This is a genomic window from Streptomyces sp. AC555_RSS877 (assembly GCF_019049245.1).
In the GTDB taxonomy this organism is placed as follows: domain Bacteria; phylum Actinomycetota; class Actinomycetes; order Streptomycetales; family Streptomycetaceae; genus Streptomyces.
Map to the genome: position 1 here is coordinate 22,280 of NZ_JAGMUK010000068.1, position 20,236 is coordinate 42,515.

15 protein-coding genes and 3 pseudogenes are annotated in these 20,236 nt (G+C 68.5%); 12 read left to right on the top strand and 6 right to left on the bottom strand.

What is annotated here, in order from left to right; all coding sequences use genetic code 11:
* Positions 1 to 114: 114 nt before the first annotated feature.
* The 3 genes from KUM49_RS29615 to KUM49_RS29625 are packed head-to-tail and all read right to left on the bottom strand — an operon-like array spanning position 115 to position 3,130.
* Positions 115 to 1,260, bottom strand: coding sequence for a glycosyltransferase (locus tag KUM49_RS29615; protein WP_217240031.1), 1,146 nt, complete (start codon positions 1,258 to 1,260; stop codon positions 115 to 117).
* The gene (locus KUM49_RS29620; protein WP_217240032.1) at positions 1,257 to 1,955 is read right to left on the bottom strand and encodes a WbqC family protein; all 699 of its coding nucleotides are present in this window, start codon (positions 1,953 to 1,955) and stop codon (positions 1,257 to 1,259) included. The genes KUM49_RS29615 and KUM49_RS29620 overlap by 4 nt, the downstream gene beginning before the upstream one ends.
* Positions 1,952 to 3,130 carry a GNAT family N-acetyltransferase gene (locus KUM49_RS29625; RefSeq protein WP_217240033.1) on the bottom strand — a complete coding sequence of 393 codons (1,179 nt, stop codon included), beginning with the start codon at positions 3,128 to 3,130 and terminating at the stop codon, positions 1,952 to 1,954. The genes KUM49_RS29620 and KUM49_RS29625 overlap by 4 nt, the downstream gene beginning before the upstream one ends.
* Before the next feature lie 189 nt (positions 3,131 to 3,319).
* Here KUM49_RS29625 and KUM49_RS29630 point away from each other — a divergent pair, with 189 nt between their 5' ends.
* The 4 genes and pseudogenes from KUM49_RS29630 to KUM49_RS29645 all read left to right on the top strand — a co-directional run bounded on the left by KUM49_RS29630 (position 3,320) and on the right by KUM49_RS29645 (position 8,081).
* Positions 3,320 to 4,750 carry an O-antigen ligase gene (locus KUM49_RS29630; RefSeq protein WP_217240034.1) on the top strand — a complete coding sequence of 477 codons (1,431 nt, stop codon included), beginning with the start codon at positions 3,320 to 3,322 and terminating at the stop codon, positions 4,748 to 4,750.
* A gap of 65 nt (positions 4,751 to 4,815) precedes the next feature.
* Positions 4,816 to 5,952 carry a glycosyltransferase gene (locus KUM49_RS29635; protein ID WP_217240035.1) on the top strand — a complete coding sequence of 379 codons (1,137 nt, stop codon included), beginning with the start codon at positions 4,816 to 4,818 and terminating at the stop codon, positions 5,950 to 5,952.
* On the top strand, positions 5,949 to 6,887 hold the full coding sequence (locus tag KUM49_RS29640; RefSeq protein ID WP_217240036.1) for an NAD-dependent epimerase/dehydratase family protein: 939 nt from the start codon (positions 5,949 to 5,951) through the stop codon (positions 6,885 to 6,887). The genes KUM49_RS29635 and KUM49_RS29640 overlap by 4 nt, the downstream gene beginning before the upstream one ends.
* A gap of 256 nt (positions 6,888 to 7,143) precedes the next feature.
* Positions 7,144 to 8,081, top strand: a pseudogene (locus KUM49_RS29645) (IS110 family transposase).
* Between the two features lie 38 nt (positions 8,082 to 8,119).
* On the opposite strand, the gene KUM49_RS29650 reads toward KUM49_RS29645, so the two are convergent.
* The gene (locus KUM49_RS29650) at positions 8,120 to 9,412 is read right to left on the bottom strand and encodes a hypothetical protein (RefSeq protein ID WP_217240037.1); all 1,293 of its coding nucleotides are present in this window, start codon (positions 9,410 to 9,412) and stop codon (positions 8,120 to 8,122) included.
* 161 nt (positions 9,413 to 9,573) lie between these two features.
* On the bottom strand, positions 9,574 to 10,854 hold the full coding sequence (locus tag KUM49_RS29655; RefSeq protein ID WP_308406792.1) for a nucleotide sugar dehydrogenase: 1,281 nt from the start codon (positions 10,852 to 10,854) through the stop codon (positions 9,574 to 9,576).
* A 259-nt stretch (positions 10,855 to 11,113) separates the two neighbouring features.
* Between KUM49_RS29655 and KUM49_RS29660 the strand changes: the two genes are divergently transcribed.
* From KUM49_RS29660 to KUM49_RS29670, 3 genes are read left to right on the top strand one after another with little or no spacing between them, the layout of a single operon-like run.
* Positions 11,114 to 12,202 carry an NAD(P)-dependent oxidoreductase gene (locus KUM49_RS29660; RefSeq protein WP_217240038.1) on the top strand — a complete coding sequence of 363 codons (1,089 nt, stop codon included), beginning with the start codon at positions 11,114 to 11,116 and terminating at the stop codon, positions 12,200 to 12,202.
* On the top strand, positions 12,199 to 13,389 hold the full coding sequence (locus KUM49_RS29665) for an MraY family glycosyltransferase (protein ID WP_217240039.1): 1,191 nt from the start codon (positions 12,199 to 12,201) through the stop codon (positions 13,387 to 13,389). The genes KUM49_RS29660 and KUM49_RS29665 overlap by 4 nt, the downstream gene beginning before the upstream one ends.
* 36 nt (positions 13,390 to 13,425) lie before the next feature.
* Positions 13,426 to 14,571, top strand: a complete 1,146-nt coding sequence (locus tag KUM49_RS29670) for a glycosyltransferase (RefSeq protein ID WP_217240040.1) — start codon at positions 13,426 to 13,428, stop codon at positions 14,569 to 14,571.
* A 41-nt stretch (positions 14,572 to 14,612) separates the two neighbouring features.
* Here KUM49_RS29670 and KUM49_RS48710 read toward each other — a convergent pair whose 3' ends face one another.
* Positions 14,613 to 15,815, bottom strand: coding sequence for a DUF4012 domain-containing protein (locus tag KUM49_RS48710; protein ID WP_308406793.1), 1,203 nt, complete (start codon positions 15,813 to 15,815; stop codon positions 14,613 to 14,615).
* A 1,187-nt stretch (positions 15,816 to 17,002) separates the two neighbouring features.
* Here KUM49_RS48710 and KUM49_RS29680 point away from each other — a divergent pair.
* The 5 genes and pseudogenes from KUM49_RS29680 to KUM49_RS29700 all read left to right on the top strand — a co-directional run bounded on the left by KUM49_RS29680 (position 17,003) and on the right by KUM49_RS29700 (position 20,141).
* Positions 17,003 to 17,566: a low molecular weight phosphatase family protein gene (locus KUM49_RS29680; RefSeq protein WP_217240042.1), complete on the top strand. Its 564-nt coding sequence runs from the start codon at positions 17,003 to 17,005 to the stop codon at positions 17,564 to 17,566.
* 552 nt (positions 17,567 to 18,118) lie between these two features.
* Positions 18,119 to 18,613, top strand: a complete 495-nt coding sequence (locus KUM49_RS29685) for a DUF5959 family protein (RefSeq protein WP_308406794.1) — start codon at positions 18,119 to 18,121, stop codon at positions 18,611 to 18,613.
* A 26-nt stretch (positions 18,614 to 18,639) separates the two neighbouring features.
* The gene (locus KUM49_RS29690) at positions 18,640 to 18,795 is read left to right on the top strand and encodes a hypothetical protein (RefSeq protein ID WP_217240047.1); all 156 of its coding nucleotides are present in this window, start codon (positions 18,640 to 18,642) and stop codon (positions 18,793 to 18,795) included.
* A 6-nt stretch (positions 18,796 to 18,801) separates the two neighbouring features.
* A pseudogene (locus KUM49_RS29695) lies at positions 18,802 to 19,358 on the top strand (XRE family transcriptional regulator).
* 221 nt (positions 19,359 to 19,579) lie between these two features.
* Positions 19,580 to 20,141 (top strand): annotated as a pseudogene (locus tag KUM49_RS29700) (GNAT family N-acetyltransferase).
* Positions 20,142 to 20,236: the final 95 nt, after the last annotated feature.

Genomic DNA, 20,236 nt, shown 5'->3' on the forward strand with positions numbered 1-20,236 from the left:
CCAACACCGATGCCACAGGCGCCACGCCGGAGTGCCTTACCCAACGACGAACAGTCGACGCTCGTCCCATGGAAGTCTCCATTTCGGTTCTTGCTTGGCTGATTCTTGCTTGGGTCATTTTCTGGGTGTGACCGACTGGAAAAGGTCGGTCAGCATGTCGATGTTGTTCTCGAAGCCGTAGGTGTCCAGAACCTGGCGGCGTACGGACGCCAGTTGCTCCGCGCCGGGCGGGGAGGCGAGGACCTGACGCACACCTGACGCGATCGCGGCGGCATCGACCGGGACGAGGCGGACGCTGCCCCACCCGGCCGCGACCGCGGGAATCCCGCCGACCGAGGTGGCGACCACCGGAACGCCGGCGGCTGTGGCCTCCAGTAGCGTCCGGGGCAGCCCTTCGTCCCGGGAGGAGATGACGAAGAGGTCCGCCCGGGAGAGCTCCGCACGGATATCGTCGAGATCGCGGGTCCCGAGGAACTCCACGTGCGGTGACAGACCGAGCCGCGCGGCCTCGTCGGTGAGACGATCCCGTAGCGGTCCGTCACCCACGATGCGCAGGCGGACGGCGGGTTCGGTCCGGACGAGCTCGGCCACAGCCGCGAGCAGAAGGTCGAAGCCCTTCGAGGCCACGAGTCGGCCAACCGTCAGAAGCCGAAGGGCCGGTGACTCCAACGGGGGCCGCTCACGCTTCAGCGGCTCTTCCCATACCGGGAGCAGCCGCGGCGGGACCTCGGCGCAGGGAAGAAACCGTCCGGCCAGCGAGTCGGAGATGGAACGGGACACGGCCCGGCGGGTGTCGGCTCGACGAGCGAAGAAGACGACGGCCCGGCGCAGGACGGCCCGGCGCCAGCGGCCGAGGGAGGCCACCGGCAGGGCGAGGTAGTCGCCATGCACGTCCATCAGCCAGGGACTTCGCACAAGCCGCGAGACGAGCCAGGCCGAGAGCCAGCCCCAGGGTTCGGTGCCGTTGACCACGACCGTCTCACCGCGGCGCTGGGCAGCCCGTGCTAGCCGTACACCGATCCGTACCGATCCCGCCACCCAGATCAGCGACTGCGGGCCGGGGTGCCGCGGTCGCCGGTGGACGTGCAGCGGCCCTCGCCGGCACTCCAGGCGCGGGCCGGCCCAGACGCACTCGGCGCGGCCGAGGCGGCCTGCCAGCGCGGCCCAGGTGCGGAAGTCGGCGGAGTCGTCGACATCCGCCTGTCGGACCCCCGAGATCGTCACGGCGGTGAGCCCGATGGGCTGCGTGGCCGTCGTCATGACGCACGGAGCCGGTAGCCGGACAGCAGCGGCGGCAGCTTGGCGGGGTCCAGCCGCGACCATGCGTCTAAAGCTGACAGGCACGGTACGAAGGGGGCGTGGCCCTGGGCGTAGGTCGGGTGGTCGAAGTCGAAGAACCGGACCCTAATCCCGTGTTCGGCGAAGGCGTCGAGGGTCAGGTAGTCGCGTCCCGACGGCCCCGCGAGGTATTCGTCCGCGCCTGCTGCCCGGCAGAGACCGACGATCAATTCGGACTTGCTTCCGGTGACGTCGAGCTCGGAGGAACGAACCGTCGGCACCTTGACGTCGAACTGCGACAGCAGATAGTCAGCGAGGTCGAGATTGAGATCGGCCAGCGAGCCGGCGGGCGGTGCCGCGTCGATCACCGACAGCAGACCCTCTGTCCGGTGCGCAGCCTGGGTCCCCGACGCCGCCTGGACCAGGCGTCCGCGGTAACGCCGGCGCCAGAAGGGCGCCTCGCAGATCCGCACATCGCAGATCCGCGTCCCGAAGGGCGCGGTCACCGGCACCGTCAGCCAGGTGGGCCGGCCGTTCACCAGGACCCGGTTGCGGTTCTGGAAGTAATTCTTCCGGTACGGCACCGAGTCGAGGACGATCCACAGGTCGGACGCGGCGACCTTGGCCAGGAGGCCGAGCCACGGCAGGTGCTCGGGCTGGTGGATGGTGACCCTCATACGAGGACGCCTTCCAGCCGGGACACCTCGAAAGCCTCTCCGTACCGGGCACGCATCTCGTAGCCGCGGTATCGGGAGCGGGCCTCGACGCCCTCGATCCACCGCTCGCCGTACTTGGCGTACTCCGACTCGTGCTGGCGCAGGGCCCGCAGCTTCTTGTCGATGGTGCCGTCGATGCTGATGTAGAGCTGCGGGCGGAAGCCGACGTAGCTGCGGCCCGACGGTGTGATGGGCTCGTACATGACGACGGAGTTGTAGTATCGGCTCGCCGCGATGGTGGCGAGCGCGGTGTTGGCATGGGACCGGTGTGTGTCGAACGGCCAGTGCGTGAAGACCATCGTCGGGCGGAACTCGTCGACAACCCTGTTGATCGATTCCACGACGGTCGAGTGGTTCTCCACGTCCTTGGCGGGGAACGACAGGACCTCGATCTCCTTCACCCCGAGTGTCGCGGCGGCTTCCCTGCCCTCGGCCACCGCCACGTCGGCGTCCCGGAAGTGGCTTCCGTCGTAACTGGTGTAGTCCGAGGGGCTCATCACGAGGAAGCGCACCTGGGCCCCCGCCTCGACAAGACGGGCGGCGGTGCCCCCGGCCGCCAGCTCGATGTCGTCGAGATGAGCCCCCACGAACAGGCTGCGCTCGAACATCGGATTGCTGCAGAACATCACGTCTTCCTCTCGGGCAAGGGTCACCGATGGGGGCGTAGCACCGGTCGCCAGGGACAATTTGTTTTCCGGGGTGGTGCCGGTGACACGGAAACCCGCGCGCTTGTAGAGGGCGAGCGCGGGCCGGTTGCCGGGGTCGCAGACGAGGGTGACGACGCCAGGCGTCCGCGCCAAGAAGGCGGCGAGCAGCCCGGAGGCGACACCGGCACGCCGGTGGCGGGGGTCGGTCGCCACGCGGTGCACATGCGCCCCGTCCGGCCGTCGTGACGCGATCAGGAATCCGGCCGGTCTCCCCGACACCGTTGCGACGAGGCTCAGCTCCCGCTTGCCGGGGAGGGCCCGTACGAAGTTCTCGCGCTGCCACGGCCCGGTGTCGTAGTGGTCGCTCGCCTCGTGCGCGCGTTGCTCCAGCTCGACGAGCGCGTCAAGCAGTTCATCCATCACATCGCCGAAGCGGCGCAGCTCGTGGACGGGCTGCGGGACCACGGCTGTCGCCTTCGTCCTGTGCATCCAGGCCCCCCAGAGTCGCGGTGCTCGCCCGAGCGTTGCAGGACGGGGACAAGATCCGGGGTCGGCGGGCCGATCGGGAAGAACCAGTACGCTCCAACGGCGTACGCGGGCTGCGGACTCCCGCGTGCCGGACACCGCGTTCCGTGCCACGCGACCACACTGAGCCCGGTGACATTGCCGAGGACGCTCATGCGGCCGCTCCGCCGACCGAAGCGCGACACCGTGCCCCTGCCCGGGCAGTCCGCCACGCTCATGGTCGCCGCCGCGGTTTCCGTACTCGTGATCGCCGTGCTGCTGGGCACGCGCGGCTCGGCCTGGCCCCTGGCATCGGCGTTGGTCATCCTGATGATGCTGGGGATGCTCCTGCCGTCCGCACTCGTGCTGGTCGGGGCTGTGGTGCTGGGGCATGGGCTCGGCATCGCAGCGCTGCAGGCCCCCCTGGTGGGTCCGCTGCTCATCACCGACGTGTTGCTGTTGCTGCACCTGCTGCTTGGTCTCACACTTCGGCGCACGGGGGGCGAATGCAACTGGCGGGTTGGCGCATGTCTCGTGCTGTTCCTGACCTGGTCGTTCCTGTGCACGCTCCTCGCTGGCACATCGGTCAGCCCGCTCCTCCGGATCGCCGTCTACGGCGCGGTGTTCCTGCTCCTGTCGAGCCGGGAAACGGATCGGAGGCTCGTCTACGTGGGTGTCCTGTGCTATGCCCTCGTCAACCTCGTGGGCGGGGTACTGGGGGGGCAGGCACGGCTCGTCGGGGTGGACATCCATGACCCGTTTCAGACCGGCGTGCTGTTGCTGGTCGCGCTGTGCCCCCTGCTCACCTCCGAACTGCGGTTCTGGGGCAGGTGGGTCGTCGGCGCGATGCTCCTGGGAGGGATCCTCCTGACGCAGACCCGCAGCGTGTGGTTCGCCACCATCGTCGTGCTCGTCGTCTGGGCCCAACGGAAGATCTCCATGCCCAGGCTCGTCGTCATTATCGCGGGCCTCACGCTTGTGGGGCTGCGGACAGTCGACCTCGTCACGGAATGGCTGGGCCTCAACGGCTTCAGCGCGGTGCTCCGTCACCGGAGTATCGTCAACGGATTCCGTGCCGGCCTGGAGAACCCCTTCCTGGGCAGCGGGTGGAGCCGCGTGTCGACCATGGAGCACTTCCAGATGTCCGGGTGGGACGTGGCGCGGCAGGTCATGCCCTACAACCTCTTCATCAACGTGTTCACCTCGGTGGGCCTGCCGGCGCTGCTGGCGCTCATGCTGTTCCTGGGTGGGCTGCTGCGGCGTCTGGTCCGGCGCCGTGACGCCCCGCTGTTGGTCACCGTCGCGGTGCTCGCCATGTCCTTCACGGAGATGACCCTGTATGCGGGGTCGATGCAGACACTGCTCTTCTTTGTCTACGCGGGCATGGGGCTCGGCCGCCCGGCGGAACCGAAGGGTGGAACAGTGCGCCTGCAGCCTGAGACAGCCGGGGCCGACGGGTACGCCGTAGGTGTGGCCGCCGTTCCGGCCGGCGGCGTGTCGGAGTCGCCCCCTCGTCCCCGGCAGGTCACCATGAGCGCTCGTCGTGGGCGGGTAACGGTGCCCGACCCAGCGGTCGGCCAGGAACGTGGTGAGGCTGCATGGTGATTGCCCGACGTCGCACCAACGGCGCCGCCTCCTCGCGGATTCGGGTGATGAGAGTCATCGCGAGAATGAACGTGGGGGGTCCCGCCCTCCAGGTCTCCACACTGATGCGCGGGCTCGACACGGAGTTGTTCGACCAACGGTTGTACGCCGGTTTCGTGGGCCCGGACGAGGCCGACTACGTGCACCAGCGGGCCCGGGACGTGCAGGTCTGCCGGGTGCCCACCCTGGGCCGGGCCGTGCGGCCGGCCGACGACCTGCGCGCGTTGTCCGCGCTGGTCGCCGCCATGCGCCGGTTCCGGCCGCACATCGTGCACACGCACACCGCCAAGGCTGGATCGCTCGGGCGTGCGGCAGCGGTGCTGGCGCAGGTGCCTGCACGGGTGCACACCTTCCACGGCCACCTCCTGCACGGCTATTTCTCACCGGCCAAGACCCGTCTGGTGGTCCGGGCCGAGCGGGGTCTGGCGGCCGTCAGCGACCGGCTCGTGGCGGTCGGGCACGGTGTCCGGGACGACCTCCTGGCTGCAGGCATCGGGCGGCCCGGGCAGTACGCTGTGGTGCCGCCCGGCACCACAGCGGCATCGGCTCCCGGGCGCGCGGAGGCGCGGGAACAGCTCGGCATCCCGCAGGACAGCCTCGTCGTGGCCTATGTCGGGCGGGTGACCAGGATCAAGCGGCCCGACCGCTTCCTCGCGGTGGCCCGCGAGGTGCGCCGCGCCGTGACGACCACCCGATTCCTGGTGTGCGGGGACGGAGACCTGAGCGTCGACCTGGAATCGGCCGCCGATCTGCGCGACTCGCTGCATCTGCTGGGCTGGCGCGCCGATGTGGAGACCGTTTACGCCGCCGCGGACGTGGTGCTCCTGACCTCGGACAACGAGGGTATGCCGGTCAGCCTGATCGAGGCCGGGATGGCCGGGGTACCGGCCGTGGCCACGAACGTGGGCAGCGTGGCCGAGGTGCTCCGGGACGGGACGACGGGGCTGCTGGCCTCCCCGGATGCCGACGAGCTCACTCGCCACACCGTCACGCTGCTCCGCGACGACGGTCTCCGCCGCCGGATGGGAGAACAGGCCCGCGACTGGACAACGCGGCAATTCGGGGCCGAGCGCCTGGTGCGGGACACCCACGACCTCTACGCCTCCATCGCCGTAGCGCGCGGCTGGTGGCCCGCTCCCCTATCGAAAGGTGCCGACCGTTGAACGTCGTAGTGACCGGAGGCGCCGGGTTCATCGGAGCGAACCTGTGCCGCGAGCTGGCCTTGCGCCCCTCCGTCGGCGAGGTTGTCGCCCTGGACGACCTGAGTACCGGCTCGGCGGCCAACCTCGCGGATACGGACGTGGAATTGGTCGAGGGCAGCATCCTCGACCGCGACCTGCTCGACAGCGTGGTGGCTCGGGCCGACACGGTTGTCCATCTGGCCGCGCGACCATCCGTGCCGCGTTCCCTGGCGGATCCGTTTGCCAGCCACGAAGTCAACGCCACCGGGACCATGCGCGTGCTGGAGGCGTGCCGCCGTGGGAACACGCACCTGGTCGCCGCGTCGTCGTCCTCGGTGTACGGCTCCGTCACCGACCTGCCCAAGCACGAGGGCCTGCCGACCCGTCCGCTCAGCCCTTACGCCGCCAGCAAGGTCGCGACCGAGTCGTACGTGCTCGCCCACCATTCGGCTTTCGGCCTTCCGGCCCTCGTCTTCCGCTTCTTCAACGTCTACGGCCCGCTGCAGCAGGCCGGACACGCCTACGCCGCGGTCGTCCCGTCCTTCGTCGACGCGGCACTGCGCGGTCAACCGCTGACGGTGTTCGGCGACGGCTACCAGGTCCGCGACTTCACGTACGTGGGCACGGTCGTCCGAGTGCTCGCCGACGCCGTCGATCGCAGGGTCACCTGTGCCAGCCCGGTCAACCTGGCCTTCGGTACCCGGATCAGCGTGTTGGAACTCGCGCATCACCTCGCCAAGACGCTGGAACTGGCGATCGAGGTCCGCCACGAGGCACCCCGTAACGGCGAGGTCCGGGCTTCCCAGGCCGACGACGGCCTGCTGCGGAGTCTGTTCACCGGTATCCGTCCGGTGCCGCTGGAGCAGGGACTGGCCGAGACCGTCCGGTGGTTCCGCTCGCTGATGGCGTACGCGTAGGGCCGGCACCGTGCCGCTTCTCAGGCGGCTCTACCGTCTTGATCGGGTTGATCGAGCCATTCGTAGGGTTGGGTCGCCCAGGAGTGCTGGGTGTGGCTATCAGGCGGCTGCCGTCTCGTGGCTTGCCTCGCTTCGCCTCCGGCACCCCACGACGACTCGGCCGCCGATTAGGAAGTGCGAACAAGTCGCTGCGTAGAGCAATGCCGGCGAGGTCGTCCGTGGCACGAACAGCACGAACACACACGTCAGGAGCGCGATGAGCCGGATATGGGCGGGGATCGACAGCGGCAAGGGCCATCATCACGGCCTCGCGGTGGATGCCGACGGCAAGACGCTGCTGTCGCGGCGGGTTGCCAACGACGAACCCGAGCTGCTGAAACTGATCGGTGACGCCCTCGACCTGGCCGACGGCCGCCCGGTCACCTGGGCCATCTACATGACCGGCGGGGAACCCGCGCTGCTGCTGGCCCTGCTGATCAACCACGGCCAGGAAGTCCTCTACATGCCCGGCCGGCTGGTGAACCGGGCATCCGACGGCTACCGCGGCGAGGGCAAGACCGACGCCCGCGACGCCTACGTCATCGCCGACCAGGCCAGAATGCGCCGCGACCTGCGGCCCTCCGCCCCGGCGACGAAGCCGCCATCGAGCTCAAGCTGCTGACCGGACGCCGGGCCGACCTGGTCGAGGACCGCACCCGCGCAGTGAACCGCCTGTGCGGCACCCTGCTGAGCATGTTCCCCGCCCTGGAGCGGGCCCTGGAGGTCACCGACACCGGGCCTCTCAGGCTGCTGACGGGCTACCAGACCCCGGCCGCGATCCGCCGCGCCGGGATCTCGCGGCTGACCACCTGGCTGGCCAACCGTAAGGCCCGCAACGCGAGATCCCTGGCCGAGGCCGCAGTCGAGGCCGCCGAGCGCCAGCACACCGCCGTCCCCGGGGAGAAGACCATCGCGAAGCTGGTCCACACCCTGGCAGAGGAGGTGATGGCCCTCAATCAGCAGATCTCCGAGATGGACAAGCTCATCGAGGGCCGGTTTCGAGAGCTGGTCAGCGTCCGCTGCGACCCGAACTCTCGGAAGTTCTACGACCGCAAACGCGCGGAGGGTAAAAAGCACGTCCAGGCCGTGCTCGCCCTCGCCCGCCGACGCGTCAACGTTCTGTGGGCCCTGATTGGTGACCGACGGTGCTATTAAGTCGCACCTCCAGTGACTACGGCTGCTTGACAACAGCGTTAGGAAGCGGGGTGAGCGCTGGGTTGGCCGACTGCCGGACCCGGTTCTGTGGGTGCCCCCGGATCGGTCAGCGACCGGAGGAGGACCCGGAGGCTGAGGAACCAGCCGACCGTACTCAGCGAGATCAGGCCCAGCGATCCCCACGCGAACGCCGCGGTGCCGCACAACGAACCGGCACAGACCTGCGTGGCAGCCACAAGCGTCGCGAGCTGGCAGATGCCTTCGGCGCTGAGAAACACCAGCCTGACCCCCGGGACTCCCAGAGCGGAGGGCAGCACCTTCGCCCAGACCACGGCGCCACGCAGCGCGGCGCCCGCCAGCATCACCACCGCTGTCGTGGAGAGCACCTTGTACTCGGGGCCGTACACGAGGCCGAGCAGAAGGCCCAGAAGAGCAGCAGCCGCCACCACCGCGAGCACCCCGATCCCTCCGGTGAGTGCGCTGGAGCGGAGGACGTCCCGCATCACCGCCGTACGGCTCCCTTGGGCCGCGGCCCGTGCCAGGCGCGGGTAGAGCTGAGCCGCCAGCGGATTGACGAAGCTCGCGAAGAGACGGCCCGGAGCACCGGCGATCTTGAGGTACGTCACCAGGGTGGGGCCGCCGAGCAGTCCGGCCAGCAGGAAGATGCCGTTGTCCGTCGCCAAGGAGACCGATCCGGTCGCCGAACTCTTCACTAGGAAGGGCACCAGACCCGGTGGCGACGGAACGTGACAAGCGGAGGACGGGCCACACGCCCGACGGACCTGCCGCCAGGCGACCGCCGTGACGACCACCGTGTAGACCAGGCCTGTGACGACGGTCGCCGCCAGGTAGCCGACCGTACCGATCGTCAGCAATGCGCCCAGCGTCACCACGCAGCCGAACAGGGCCAGCACCAGGCGGATCACGCCGAGCCGGGAGAGCTGGTCGGCGATCGCGAACCCGGCCGAAGCACTTCCCGACGGCGTGGCCACCCCGGCTGCCAGCACGGCCGGCATGAGCAGCACGAGCCATTCGGCGGAGATCAATCCGACGGCTGCGGCGGCCAGCACCGCCACGACACCCACGACCGTGGCCAGCAGTCCTGCCGCGACGTCCAGCCACAGAAGTCTGCGGTACAGCCGGGTTCCCCGGCCACGGCCGCGACGTTGTTCCAGGGGGACGAACCGCTGCTGCGCGTCCTCGAAACGCGGATCCCACAGCAGGAACCAGACCGTCGCCACGGACTGGGCCAGCAGCACCTTTCCCGTCTCCGCCCCGCCGGCCTGCCGGGCCAGCGTGGCCGTGGTGGCGAACGACACTGCCGATTCCATCTGGGAGGCGACAGTGAGGGAACCGAAGGTATGCAGATGCCGTTGCCAGCGTTGGAGGGGTCGCCTACGCCCAATGCTCGCGCGGTGGTCGCTCCCGGTGTGTTCTCTGTGCGTCACAGCCCATTCACCTGCCGCTGCGCCTCCGCGCAGCGCATACACGTTCAGAGGATCTCGACACGCTCACCCCGGCACCGGTTGCGGGTGTCGAAGACATAGGCCCCGGCCCGTTCGACGAGTGCGTAGTCGAAGGCGTCGTGGTCGGTCGTCACCAGGACCACGTCGGCGGTCCGGATCTCCGCCTCGGTGAGCTCCACCCGGGTGATGTCCGGGGGAACGAGATACGAGTCGGTGTGCGGCTCCGTCACGACCAGTTGGGCGCCGAGAGCGAGTAGCGACCGGGCGATGACGAGGGCGGGCGACTCTCGGATGTCGCCGGTGTTCTTCTTGTAGGACAGACCGAGTTGCAGCACGCGGGAGCCATTGACCGACTTGCCGCGCTTGTTCAGGCCGTGGGTGATCCGCCGGACGACGTGGTCGGGCATGTGATCGTTGATCTCATTGGCCAGGGTGACGAACCGGACGTCCTGCCTCAGCAGCCTCTTGACCTGCCACGACAGATAGGAGGGGTCCACCGGCAGGCAGTGTCCGCCCACACCCGGCCCGGGCCTGAACGGCATGAAACCGAACGGCTTGGTACTCGCGGCCTCGACCGCCTCCCAGATGTCCGCCCCCAACTGCCGCGAGATCATGGCCATCTCGTTGACCAACGCGATGTTGACGTGCCGGAAGGTGTTCTCCAGCAGCTTGGTCAGCTCGGCGGTGCGGCACGAGCTCACGGGCACGGTGCGCTCCACGATGGAGGCGTAGAAGCGCTCGATGCTGCCGAGCGATGCCTCGTCGATCCCCGAGATCACCTTGGGCGTGTTCTCCAGGTGCCAGTCGGGGTTCCCGGGGTCGATGCGCTCCGGGGAGTAACCGAGGTGGAAGTCCCGACCGGCCTCCAGCCCGCTGCCCGCCTCCAGCAGCGGCCGCAGCAGGCACTCGGTCGTCCCGGGATACGTGGTGGACTCCAGGATCACGGTGGAGCCGGGGCTGAGGTGGGGGGCGATGCTCCGACCGGCGCAATCCACAAAGCCCAGATCGGGTGCACCCTCACGCAGCGGGGTTGGCACGGTGATAACGCAGACGTCGACACTGTCGATCGTCTTGTAGTCGGTGGTGGCGCGGAAGCGGCCGCTGTCCGCCGCGGCCACAAGGCTCGCGCCGTCGACGCCCTCGATGTAGGAGTCGCAGGCGCCCAGGCGCTTGACACGCAACTCATCGGTGTCCACGCCGATCACGGAAAAGCCGGCTTCGACCGCCCGCATGGCCAGTGGCAGACCCACGTATCCCAGGCCGACAACGATCAGCTTGCTCCCGCTCGTACGGCTGCTCTGACGCACCCATTACTCCGATTTTTTTGCAACCGCCACTATGTCAGGCCAATTTGATACACATGCGGCCGCCTCGATCGGCATCTGCGGTACATGTCTGGCTCGCATCACCCTAATTCCGTAACGACAAGACGCGCCGAAGGGCGTCAACGAGGCATGACGATGTTTCAATTACGGCTGTCGATCGCATAGGTGAACGTTGGCTCGGTGATGTGACCGGGCTCTGCCAGGGGACCGAGACCCACCATCCGAACCGGAGTGACGGCGCATGGATCATTGTTCGAAATACCTGGTTACTGGCGGGGCTGGCTTCATCGGATCCCATCTCGTTGACGCACTGCTGGCCGAGGGGCACCGCGTGGTAGTCCTCGACGACCTCTCCACCGGGCAACCGGGATACATCGCCCGGACGGAGGCGAATCCGCTTTTCCGCTTTGTGCGCGGCTCCGTTCTGGACGCACCGCTCGTCGACAGGCTGGTGCAGGAGTGCGAGACCGTCATTCATTTGGCTGCCGCCGTAGGGGTCAAACTCATTGTCGAACAGCCGTTGACATCCTTCATCACGAACACGAAAGGCACTGAAACGGTCATCGAGTCCGCGTGTCGCCACGAACGCAGGATCCTGATCGCCAGCACGTCGGAAATCTACGGAAAGAATTCCTCCGGACGGCTCACCGAGACCTCCGACCGCATCCTGGGCAGCCCTTCCGTGGCCCGTTGGTCGTACAGCACGGCCAAGGCAGTGGACGAGATCATGGCCTGTCTCTACCACCGTGAGCGGGGGCTGCGGTCGACCGTGGTCCGGTTTTTCAACACCGTGGGGCCCCGCCAGAGTCCGGCGTACGGGATGGTCATCCCACGCTTCGCCCGGCAGGCGGTGCGGGGGGAGCCCCTCACGATCCATGCGAGCGGCCGTCAAAGGCGCTGCTTCCTGCATGTCGCCGACGCCGTCGCGGCCCTGATGATCCTGCTGGAACGCCCGGGCACGGAAGGAGAGATCTTCAACATCGGCGCGGACGACGAGATCAGCATCCGGGAGCTCGCCGACCGGATCATCACCCAGGCCCAGAGCGCCTCCCCGGTGGAGCATCTGTCGTACGACGAGGCGTACGGACCAGGCTTCGAGGACATGGAACGCCGGGTCCCGGACACCACGAAGCTCCGCGTCCTGACCGGCTGGCAGCCTCGGCGTACGCTCTCCGACATCCTCTCGGACGCGATCGCGGATGCTCGTGCCGAATGGCACGGCAACCTGCATGAGCCCGTACCAGCGGTCTTGGAGCACTCGGGACAGCGTGTCCCGGCGGCCGGCACACCCGTTCCCGAGACCGCCCTGGCAGCACCGTGGCCGGCGTGAGTTCGGCGCTCTGTACGGCGGGAGCAGGCGCTGCGGCGCTGCTGCTTGCACTCGTACTGACGGAGCCCTTGCGGCGCTTCGCCGTGCTCCATGGGATCACCGACCGGCCCAACGCCCGCAAGGCGCACACCCGGCCGACGCCCTATCTGGGCGGTGTCGCGGTCGCGGTCGCCACCCTTGCCGCGGGTACGGCCGCCGCGATCGCCCGCAGTGTCCTCGACCCGGCTCTCGCGGTGCTGCTCGGTTGCGGGACGATCGTGTGCGTCCTCGGGCTCGTCGACGATCTGCGCCAGCTCGGCCCGGGCATCCGGCTGTGCGTCGAGACGTCGGCTGCCGCGACGGTGGTCCTGGTGGGGGGGCATCCGACGCTCTTCGGCGGCGCGTTCGACGCGGTGCTCGCCGTCCTGTGGATCGTCTTCATGACGAACGCGTTCAACCTGCTGGACAACATGGACGGCGTGGCTTCCTCGCTGTGTGCTGTCATCGGCGGAGTGGTCTGCCTCACCGACGCGTCCGACGGCCCTGGCGTAGTGATGGCGGCCCTGGCCGGAGCCTGCCTCGGTTTCCTCTTCCACAACCGGCACCCGGCACGCATCTTCCTCGGGGACGCGGGTTCTCTCTTTCTCGGCTTCACGCTCTCCTCCGGGGTGATGGTGCTCCACCGGGGTGCGGACGGCCTGTCCGTTCCCGTCGTCCTTCTGCTGGTCACTCTGATCCCGACGGTGGACACCGCCCTGGTGATGACGTCCCGCTACCGGGAGTCGAGGCCGCTGCTGCAGGGCGGCACGGATCACATGACCCACCGGCTGCGCCGGATGGGGATGACGGTCCAGCAGGTCGTGCATGCCCTCTGTTTCGTCGCGGCGCTGGGCTGCCTGTCCGGGTCGCTCGTGACGCACGGGGCGGTCGCTCCAGGGGTCGCGCTCGTCGCGGCCGTTCTGGTGGGCGCCGTGGCGGTGCGGCTGCTGCTCAGGGTCCCATCCACGGCAGGCCTTCCCCCGCACGCCGAGGTCCGGGCCAGTACTCCGGGACGCACGGCGCGTTCGGTCGGGACGCTGAGGCGCAGCGGAACGCTCGGGCGTCGCGTCCAGCCGGCAGACGTGCCGCACAGTCGGGAAGTCGGCACGAACAGCGCAATGTTCCCCGCGGCCAGCGGTCCGCCGGCACCGAACTCGAGCCGAGGCTGACGGGCGATCACAGGTCGCTCGGCCTGGGAGGGCGGCGTGGTGAAGACGACACGTATCTGCGAAGTGATCAAGACCCTGGACGTGGGCGGTGCCGAGGTTCTCCTCGTGAACCGCCTGCGCCGGGCACCGCGGACCGGCCGCGACTACACCGTGGTCTTCCTGCGGGCGGCGACGGAGGAACTGGTGAACGCGCTCCGGGACTGCGGAGTGACGGTCGTCGACCTTCGGTCCGCTCCACGGTGGCGGCGCTACCTCAGGATGGTGGGCGTGGTGCGGCGGCTGGCTCCCGATGTGGTCAATGTGCACTCACCGTTGCTCGCGGCGGTGCTGCGCCCGGCCCTGCACCTGAGGCGCTCGCGGCCAGCGCTGGTCTCGACGGTGCACTGTGTGTCGTGTCACCCGCTGACCAGACTGGTCAACCGGACGACCCGCCGTCTGGACGACCTGACAGTGGCCGTCTCACCGCAGGTGGCCGCTTCCGGGACCGTGCGGGGCGCCCGTGCGGTCCGCACCCGCATTCACGGCGTGGACGTCGCGATCCAGCGCAGCTGGGCCCGGCAGGCGGACCAGGTGCGGGCCGAGTTCGAGATCCCCCGCGATGCCTTCGTCCTGGCATTCGTCGCGAACTTCCGCGCGGTGAAGAACCATCCGATGATGCTCGATGCGGCCGAAGTGGTGCTGAGCCGGCGTCCTGACGCGCTGTTCGTCCTCGCCGGGGACGGGCCACTGCGTGAACAGGTGCTCGCGGACATCGACCGACGCGGGCTGGGCGACCGGGTGCGCTACCTGGGACGGGTGCGGCAGGCCGGCCGGCTGGTGGCGGCGGCCGACGCCCTGGTGCTGTCGTCGCATCATGAGGCGATGCCCGTGGTCGTCATGGAGGCCATCGCGTCCGGCGTGCCAGTGGTGGCCCCGGCAGTCGGAGGTATCCCCGATCTGGTCCACGACGGTGACAACGGCATCCTCGTCCAACCCGGTTCCCCAGAACGGCTGGCGGAGGCCGTCCTGCGCGCCATGCGTCCCGAGGTGCACGCGGCGCTCTCCGCCGGAGCGCTGGCCGACACCTCTTCGGTGGACGTGGCCGCCACTGCAGCATGGTTCGACGACGTCTACGAGGCCTTGGCGGACGGGGCTCGCAGGAGGCGGGCAGCGGCAGCCGGAAGAGCGGCGCAGGTCGGCTGACCTCTTCCGGTTTCGTCCCTGCCCTGCTGGGTGTGCCGCCGTCAGTCGCCGCACGCCGGGTAGGCCCCCACGTGCGCCCGCAGCGGTGTGACCAGCGGCTGGCGCCAGAGTACGGGTTCGCGGTCGCTGATCGGCTCGACCAGGTCGAGCGTGAGGATCCGGGTGTCTTGCGCGGGCAGTTCCACATCCAGCGTGTAGACCGGGTGCCGTCGCTCCGCGCCACTTCCCACCAGGGCGGCCCGGCCGTCGAGGGACGCGCCGGTGAGGTGTGCGCCGACGCTGGCGTAGTAGGAGACCAGTAGCCGATTGTCGCCCGGCCGGGTCTTGTACGGCGGCTTGTCGCCCCGCTGGGTGACATACGCGGGAAGTCCTGACGTCGGAGCCGCGTTCCTGAGCGTGATCCGTGCGGTGACGAGCCGGCCACGAGACGTGCAGCGGCCCGGGGTCCAGCTCAGCTCCCGCTCGAGGTAGTAGTCGAGCTTCCCGCCGGCGGCGTTGTTGATGACGAGTCCGGCGAAGGGACCGGGATCGTCGGGAAATGTGCCGCCCCAGGGCCGGGTGGCCAGAAGACGCTGCTCGTCCTCCCGGGCACTCCACATCTTCAGCCGTCCCTCGGCCGCGTCGCCATAAGCGGCCCTGACCAGTCCGGCGAGCCGCCGCGGGTCCTGGAGGGCGTTCACCAGGCTGCCGGTCGCCGTGCGCGCCAGATCCAGGAGAAACGCCTTGCGTTGCGCGTCGTCGGGGTAGCGCGCGTATCCGGTGCGCTCCGCAAGATCCAGCGCATTGTCGGCGGTGAGCTGTGTGCCGTCGGCCAGTCGTCCCGGACCCGTCACGCTGAGCAGTCGGGACAGAACGGTGGGGTCCAGGCCTACGACCCCGTCCACCTGCCGGCCGCTGCGCTGGTGCCAGGTTGCCGTCCAGATACGGGCGGCGTGGGGGAAGTGCGGGCTGAGGTTGGAGTTGGCCCAGTACCGGGTGGGCTGGGCCCGACCGTAGCGGGCGGTGAACTCGGCTCCCAGATCGACCTTGGGGTTCGCGCCCGTCACCGCGTCGTCGTTGCCGAGGGCCTCGAAGCTCAGTTGTCCCCGGTCGGCGGTGATCACGGCGAAGGCCCCGGGCATGCCACCGGTGCCACGGGCTTCCGCCGTGTTCTGCACGACGACGAAGTACCGCCGCGGGCTGTGCTGTCCCAGCACCGGCGGCAGTACCCGGGCGGCCACTGCGGCATCTGCCGTGGCGGGCACGATCCGGTCGAGCAACCGGACGAGTTGCGTGTGTGCGTGACCGACCGCGTGGGGCCATGTGCTGCCGGGCAGTTGTCGGACCTCCGCGCGCGTCTCTGTGGCGATACTCGCCGCCCGTTCCAGAGCCGGAGCATGGCCGCCCAAGGCGGGCAGCAGTGCTGCGAAGCCTCTTCCACGGGAGTCACGCGCGACGTTCGAAGCGATGTTCACGACCGGCGGAAGTACATCGTGAGTCAGCCGGTCGGCGGCCTTCGTGATGCCCCGGATGGTTTCTGCGGGCGGACCGAGGTACGGGGTGTGTGTGAGGAGATACCAGGCCGGTCCGCTGCTGAGGCGATGCGCCCGGGCAGCATGTGCCGCCGCGGAACGCATCGCCGCCTCCGGGTCCGCGGTCCCCGCGGCCCCCATGGCCGAAGACCGAAGCGTCTCCAGCGACCGCTGAGCAGCCATGAGCTCCGCCCGAACAAGCAGGCTGGTGGCCACAATCCAAGCCATCTCCGCGAGGCACAGGAGGGCGGCAGCCCACAGGACTTGCCGGGCCCGAGGCCTCGGGAAGCGGCGCCATTCGGCGAGTACGGACAGCCCTGTACTTCCGGGGAGCTTGAGGCGCCGTCGCAAGCGCATGAATGAATCAGCGATCCGTGATTCTCCAGCCATGAGGCTGACGTCACCGTCCTTTTTCAGTCAATTCTTCGCGCCGGCGATCCCCTTCACGGTGCAGCCTCCGCCGGCGGTGCGGTGCGGTGCGGTGCGCTCAGGTCGGGGCTTCGGGCGAATACGGCTGGCGGGGAGCAGGATGCCCCTACGACTGCGATTACGAGTAGAACAGCGGAGGCTGCCGTGAGCGTGGAGGCCACGTGAGGACGGTACGTCCATGAACAGCGACGAATAGTGCTTGCTAAGCATGTCCAGGAGATAAGGCACTGTATGGCGTATGCCGATCGTCGGATCGCCGCCGGTCCTCTGACCACCGGAATCACCGCATAGCCCAGGGGGCACGCTATCCCGACACGAGGGGCGACGCTGACAACGTGCCAATCCGATTGGTTATCCTGTGTCGATGTTCTCGCCAGCGGTTCGCTGTGCGGCTTCGGCGCGATGGTGTTGAGACCTCCGATGCCCAGGGCACCAACCGCTGCTGTGGACGAAAGGCCTCAAAGCCCCGCCGGCAGCCCCTAGGAGTGTGTGTGCCCCCGTTCCGCGTACTCGTGGTGTGCACCGGCAACGTCTATCGCTCTCCGCTTGCCGAGTGCCTGCTTAGGCATCGGCTGTTCGAACATCGGCGTATGCTCCATTTGAGCAGCGCGGGAACCGGTGCCGTTGAGGGTACGCCCATGGCGGCTGCTGTTGCCTCCTTCCTCCTTGGCCGTGGCGTGCAGCCCTGCGGGACGGGTTCCCGCCGCCTGACCAAGGAGATGGTGGAGAACGCGGACCTGGTGCTGGGCGCTGCCACGGAGCATCGTGAGGCCGCTGTGCGGCTGTCCCCTGTGCGCGCGTTGTCCCGTGCATTCACCGCTCGGGAATTCGCTCAGCTGGTGCGCTCAGAGGACGCTGCAGGCGTTGTGGATCCCGCCGCACGGTTTCCGGCCCTGGTCAAGGGCGCGGCCGCTCGCCGCGGTGTCATGTCGGCGCACACCGGTGACATCGACGTAATGGACCCTCTTGGCGCTCCTGCAGAACAAGTACATCAGTGCCTGGCCCAGACCGACGAGGTGGTGGAACAGATCGCCTCTGCCATGCGGACCGGATAGCGGTCCAGGCAAGCATGCGCCGAGTTCTACCTGGTGGCCGCTGCCCGTGACCTCGTCAGAGGAGGATGCGGTGGCGCAGGAGGGAAAGCTGGCTCTGCCGTACATCTGACGCTTGATCAGCTCGGTCTGCCGATTGACGCCCTCGGCGCCGCCGTTGTGATCAGGGCAAGCGAGGGCTGCGGTGACGGCGTCCAGGTCCGGGTCTGTGTAGGGAACGGCCCTGTCTCGCATTCGGTGGTGACGGAGAGTTGTCAGGGTCGTTGACCTTCATGTGATAGGTGTGAACGAGCTTGTGCAGACGGTGGCGCGCCAGATGCACGGACGAGCAGGCTTCACCCTGCTCCGGCACCGCATCCTCCTCGGATAACAGCACGCTCCGTCACCACCGAATGCGAGACAGGGCCGCTCACCGTACAGACCCCCGGTCGGCGAAGGCATGACGAACGGCCAGCGGGCGTGAGCCGTTGCTGCCGCAGCGCCCCAAGCCGGGCCCGCCCGCCGGTACGGACGCGGCGGCAGATGATGGACGTGGGCTGTCCCGCATGTCAGGCGGTGGCTGTCGTCCTGGCCGTTGCGTGGGAGAGGATCAAGAGCAACCTGGTCCATCAAGTGTTCAGAGCAACGGTGGTTGACGTAGCGCAGGCGCTCGAACTGGTCCGGTTCGCCGATGAGGTCCGGAGCGTCGCGATTGAGGTGGTAGGTGGTGCGCCTTTGGTGATGGGCGCAGAGCGGTACTACCCAGCCGAGATCGTTCTAAGGAGCGACTTCGTCAACGGGAGAATCGGGCTGCAGGTATCGCGTGAGGATCTGGACGAGTGGGAGCGTTGCCTCGATGCCCTTCAGGCTGAGGAGGGCGCCCAGTGGCCGGCCGGTGACCGCAGTGCCTGGGTGGAGGTGGTCCCTGATGATCCGGTGGAGGTGACTGTGCACGACTCGCCGTCGACGCGGATTTCGGTGCTCGTACCGATTGACGTCGCCTCGGATTGGCTGGAGGAGAACCGACTGCGGTTGGCTCGTGTCCGGGCGGTTCTCTCAGCTTCCGCATAGGGATCGCAGGATGTGTTGATCTTCGTGTGGCACCCCGGGTGATCCCCGGGCTGGTCAAGTGGGAGGGTACCCAGAGTGTGTTGTGGGGCGAGGGCGTCCGCGAGCAGTTCCAGGCGCCGGAGCTCAACCTCGCCCGCTACATCAAGGACGGCACCGTCACCGACCAGGACAACGGGGAGTAGAGGGCGATGAGCGTGTTCGGCCAGGGCCTGGAACAGGCGGTGCAGCGGGCGTTCACGCGCCCGATCCCGAAGAGCGCGGGCGCGCAGATGCGGTACCTGGTCAAACAGCTCAAGGGCACCAGAGCGGTCGCCCAGATGCTGCGGATCTCCCAGCGCACCGTCGAGCGGTACGTGAAGGACCAGATCAAAAAGCCCCGCCCGGACCTCGCCTCGCGGCTGGAGACCGAGGTCAGGAAGAGGTGGCAGCCGCAGATCCGCGCCAGAGCACGGCAGCAGGCGGCGACCACCGGCGGCATCGTCATCGACACCCGCGCCGGATCGGCTACACCGCGCCGATCGGCTCCACCGACGACGCCCGCATCCGGCACCTGACCGTCGCCCTGCCGCCGCAGTACGCCGCCCGCCTCTTCGACGCCCAGCAGCAGGGCGCGTCCGACCAGCACCTGCAGGAGATCGCCGCCGAAGGACTCAAGGAGGTGTACTTCCAGGACAGCGGCCGCCGCGCCGGCAGCCTGGAAGAGGTCCGCTTCACCGACATCGAGCACCTCGAGTTCGACCTGTAGGCCGCAGTCAACCAGTCCCGACAGCAGATGTACGACACTTCGGGAGGCGGCCCGCCGCTGCCGAAGTCGATGTTCACAAGCACGGGAGGCATCCCGTTCCTGGCTGGCGTGGCTTGTGGAGACTGGCCCCAGTAGGTGAGGGTGGAGCCTGGGCAGGTGAGTTGATCCGTCTGCGAGTCCTTGATCGCTGCCGAGCCTGCTGATTACAGTAGTTGGTCGGCATGACTGAACTCGGACCCGTCGCCTGGCCACCTGCCCCGATCAGGACCGAGAGGCTCGTGCTCCGTGAGTCCGAGACCCGGGACCGTGCGGCGTTCATCGAGCTGCTCGCCTCGCCGGAGGTGCACACCAATCTCAATGGTCCCCGGCCCGTGACGAGCTTGAGCGCGAGACGCCCAGGGTGCCCGAGCAGTGGTCCGGGAGTTTCGTCGTTGATCTCGACGGGTCGATGATCGGCCAGATTCTGCTCAGGAGAGCAACGGGGCACCGTCGCCCGGCTGCCGCGGGGAAGGCCGATCTCGGCTACATGTTACTGCCATGGCGTGGGGATTCGGGTACGCCGCCGAGGCGTGCGCGGCGGCACTCGACTGGGTCGACGGCGTCCTTCCCGGCGAGCCGGTGGTGCTCAGCACCCAAACCGCCAACGTCGGCTCGATGTGCCTCGCGGCAAAGCTGGGGTTCACCGAGGTAGAGCGGTTCCATGCCTGGGACGCCGGGCAGTGGCTCGGCCTGCGCCCCCCGGTCACGCCGTCTGCTTGGGCTCCTGCTCGACAGCACTACTAGGGCCTGTGTGATGTCGTGATCATCTTTCCGATCCGATCCGTTCGACGGGTGGAGTCGGGTAGAAAGTCGGTCGTGACGCGCAGGCAACTCACCGA

Coding starts and splice junctions, on each gene's coding strand:
- KUM49_RS29625 (WP_217240033.1), bottom strand. CDS start 3,130: ATGCACAGGACGAAGGCGACAGCCGTGGTCCCGCAGCCCGTCCACGAG.
- KUM49_RS29630 (WP_217240034.1), top strand. CDS start 3,320: ATGCGGCCGCTCCGCCGACCGAAGCGCGACACCGTGCCCCTGCCCGGG.
- KUM49_RS29620 (WP_217240032.1), bottom strand. CDS start 1,955: ATGAGGGTCACCATCCACCAGCCCGAGCACCTGCCGTGGCTCGGCCTC.
- KUM49_RS29650 (WP_217240037.1), bottom strand. CDS start 9,412: ATGGAATCGGCAGTGTCGTTCGCCACCACGGCCACGCTGGCCCGGCAG.
- KUM49_RS29660 (WP_217240038.1), top strand. CDS start 11,114: ATGGATCATTGTTCGAAATACCTGGTTACTGGCGGGGCTGGCTTCATC.
- KUM49_RS29635 (WP_217240035.1), top strand. CDS start 4,816: ATGAACGTGGGGGGTCCCGCCCTCCAGGTCTCCACACTGATGCGCGGG.
- KUM49_RS29615 (WP_217240031.1), bottom strand. CDS start 1,260: ATGACGACGGCCACGCAGCCCATCGGGCTCACCGCCGTGACGATCTCG.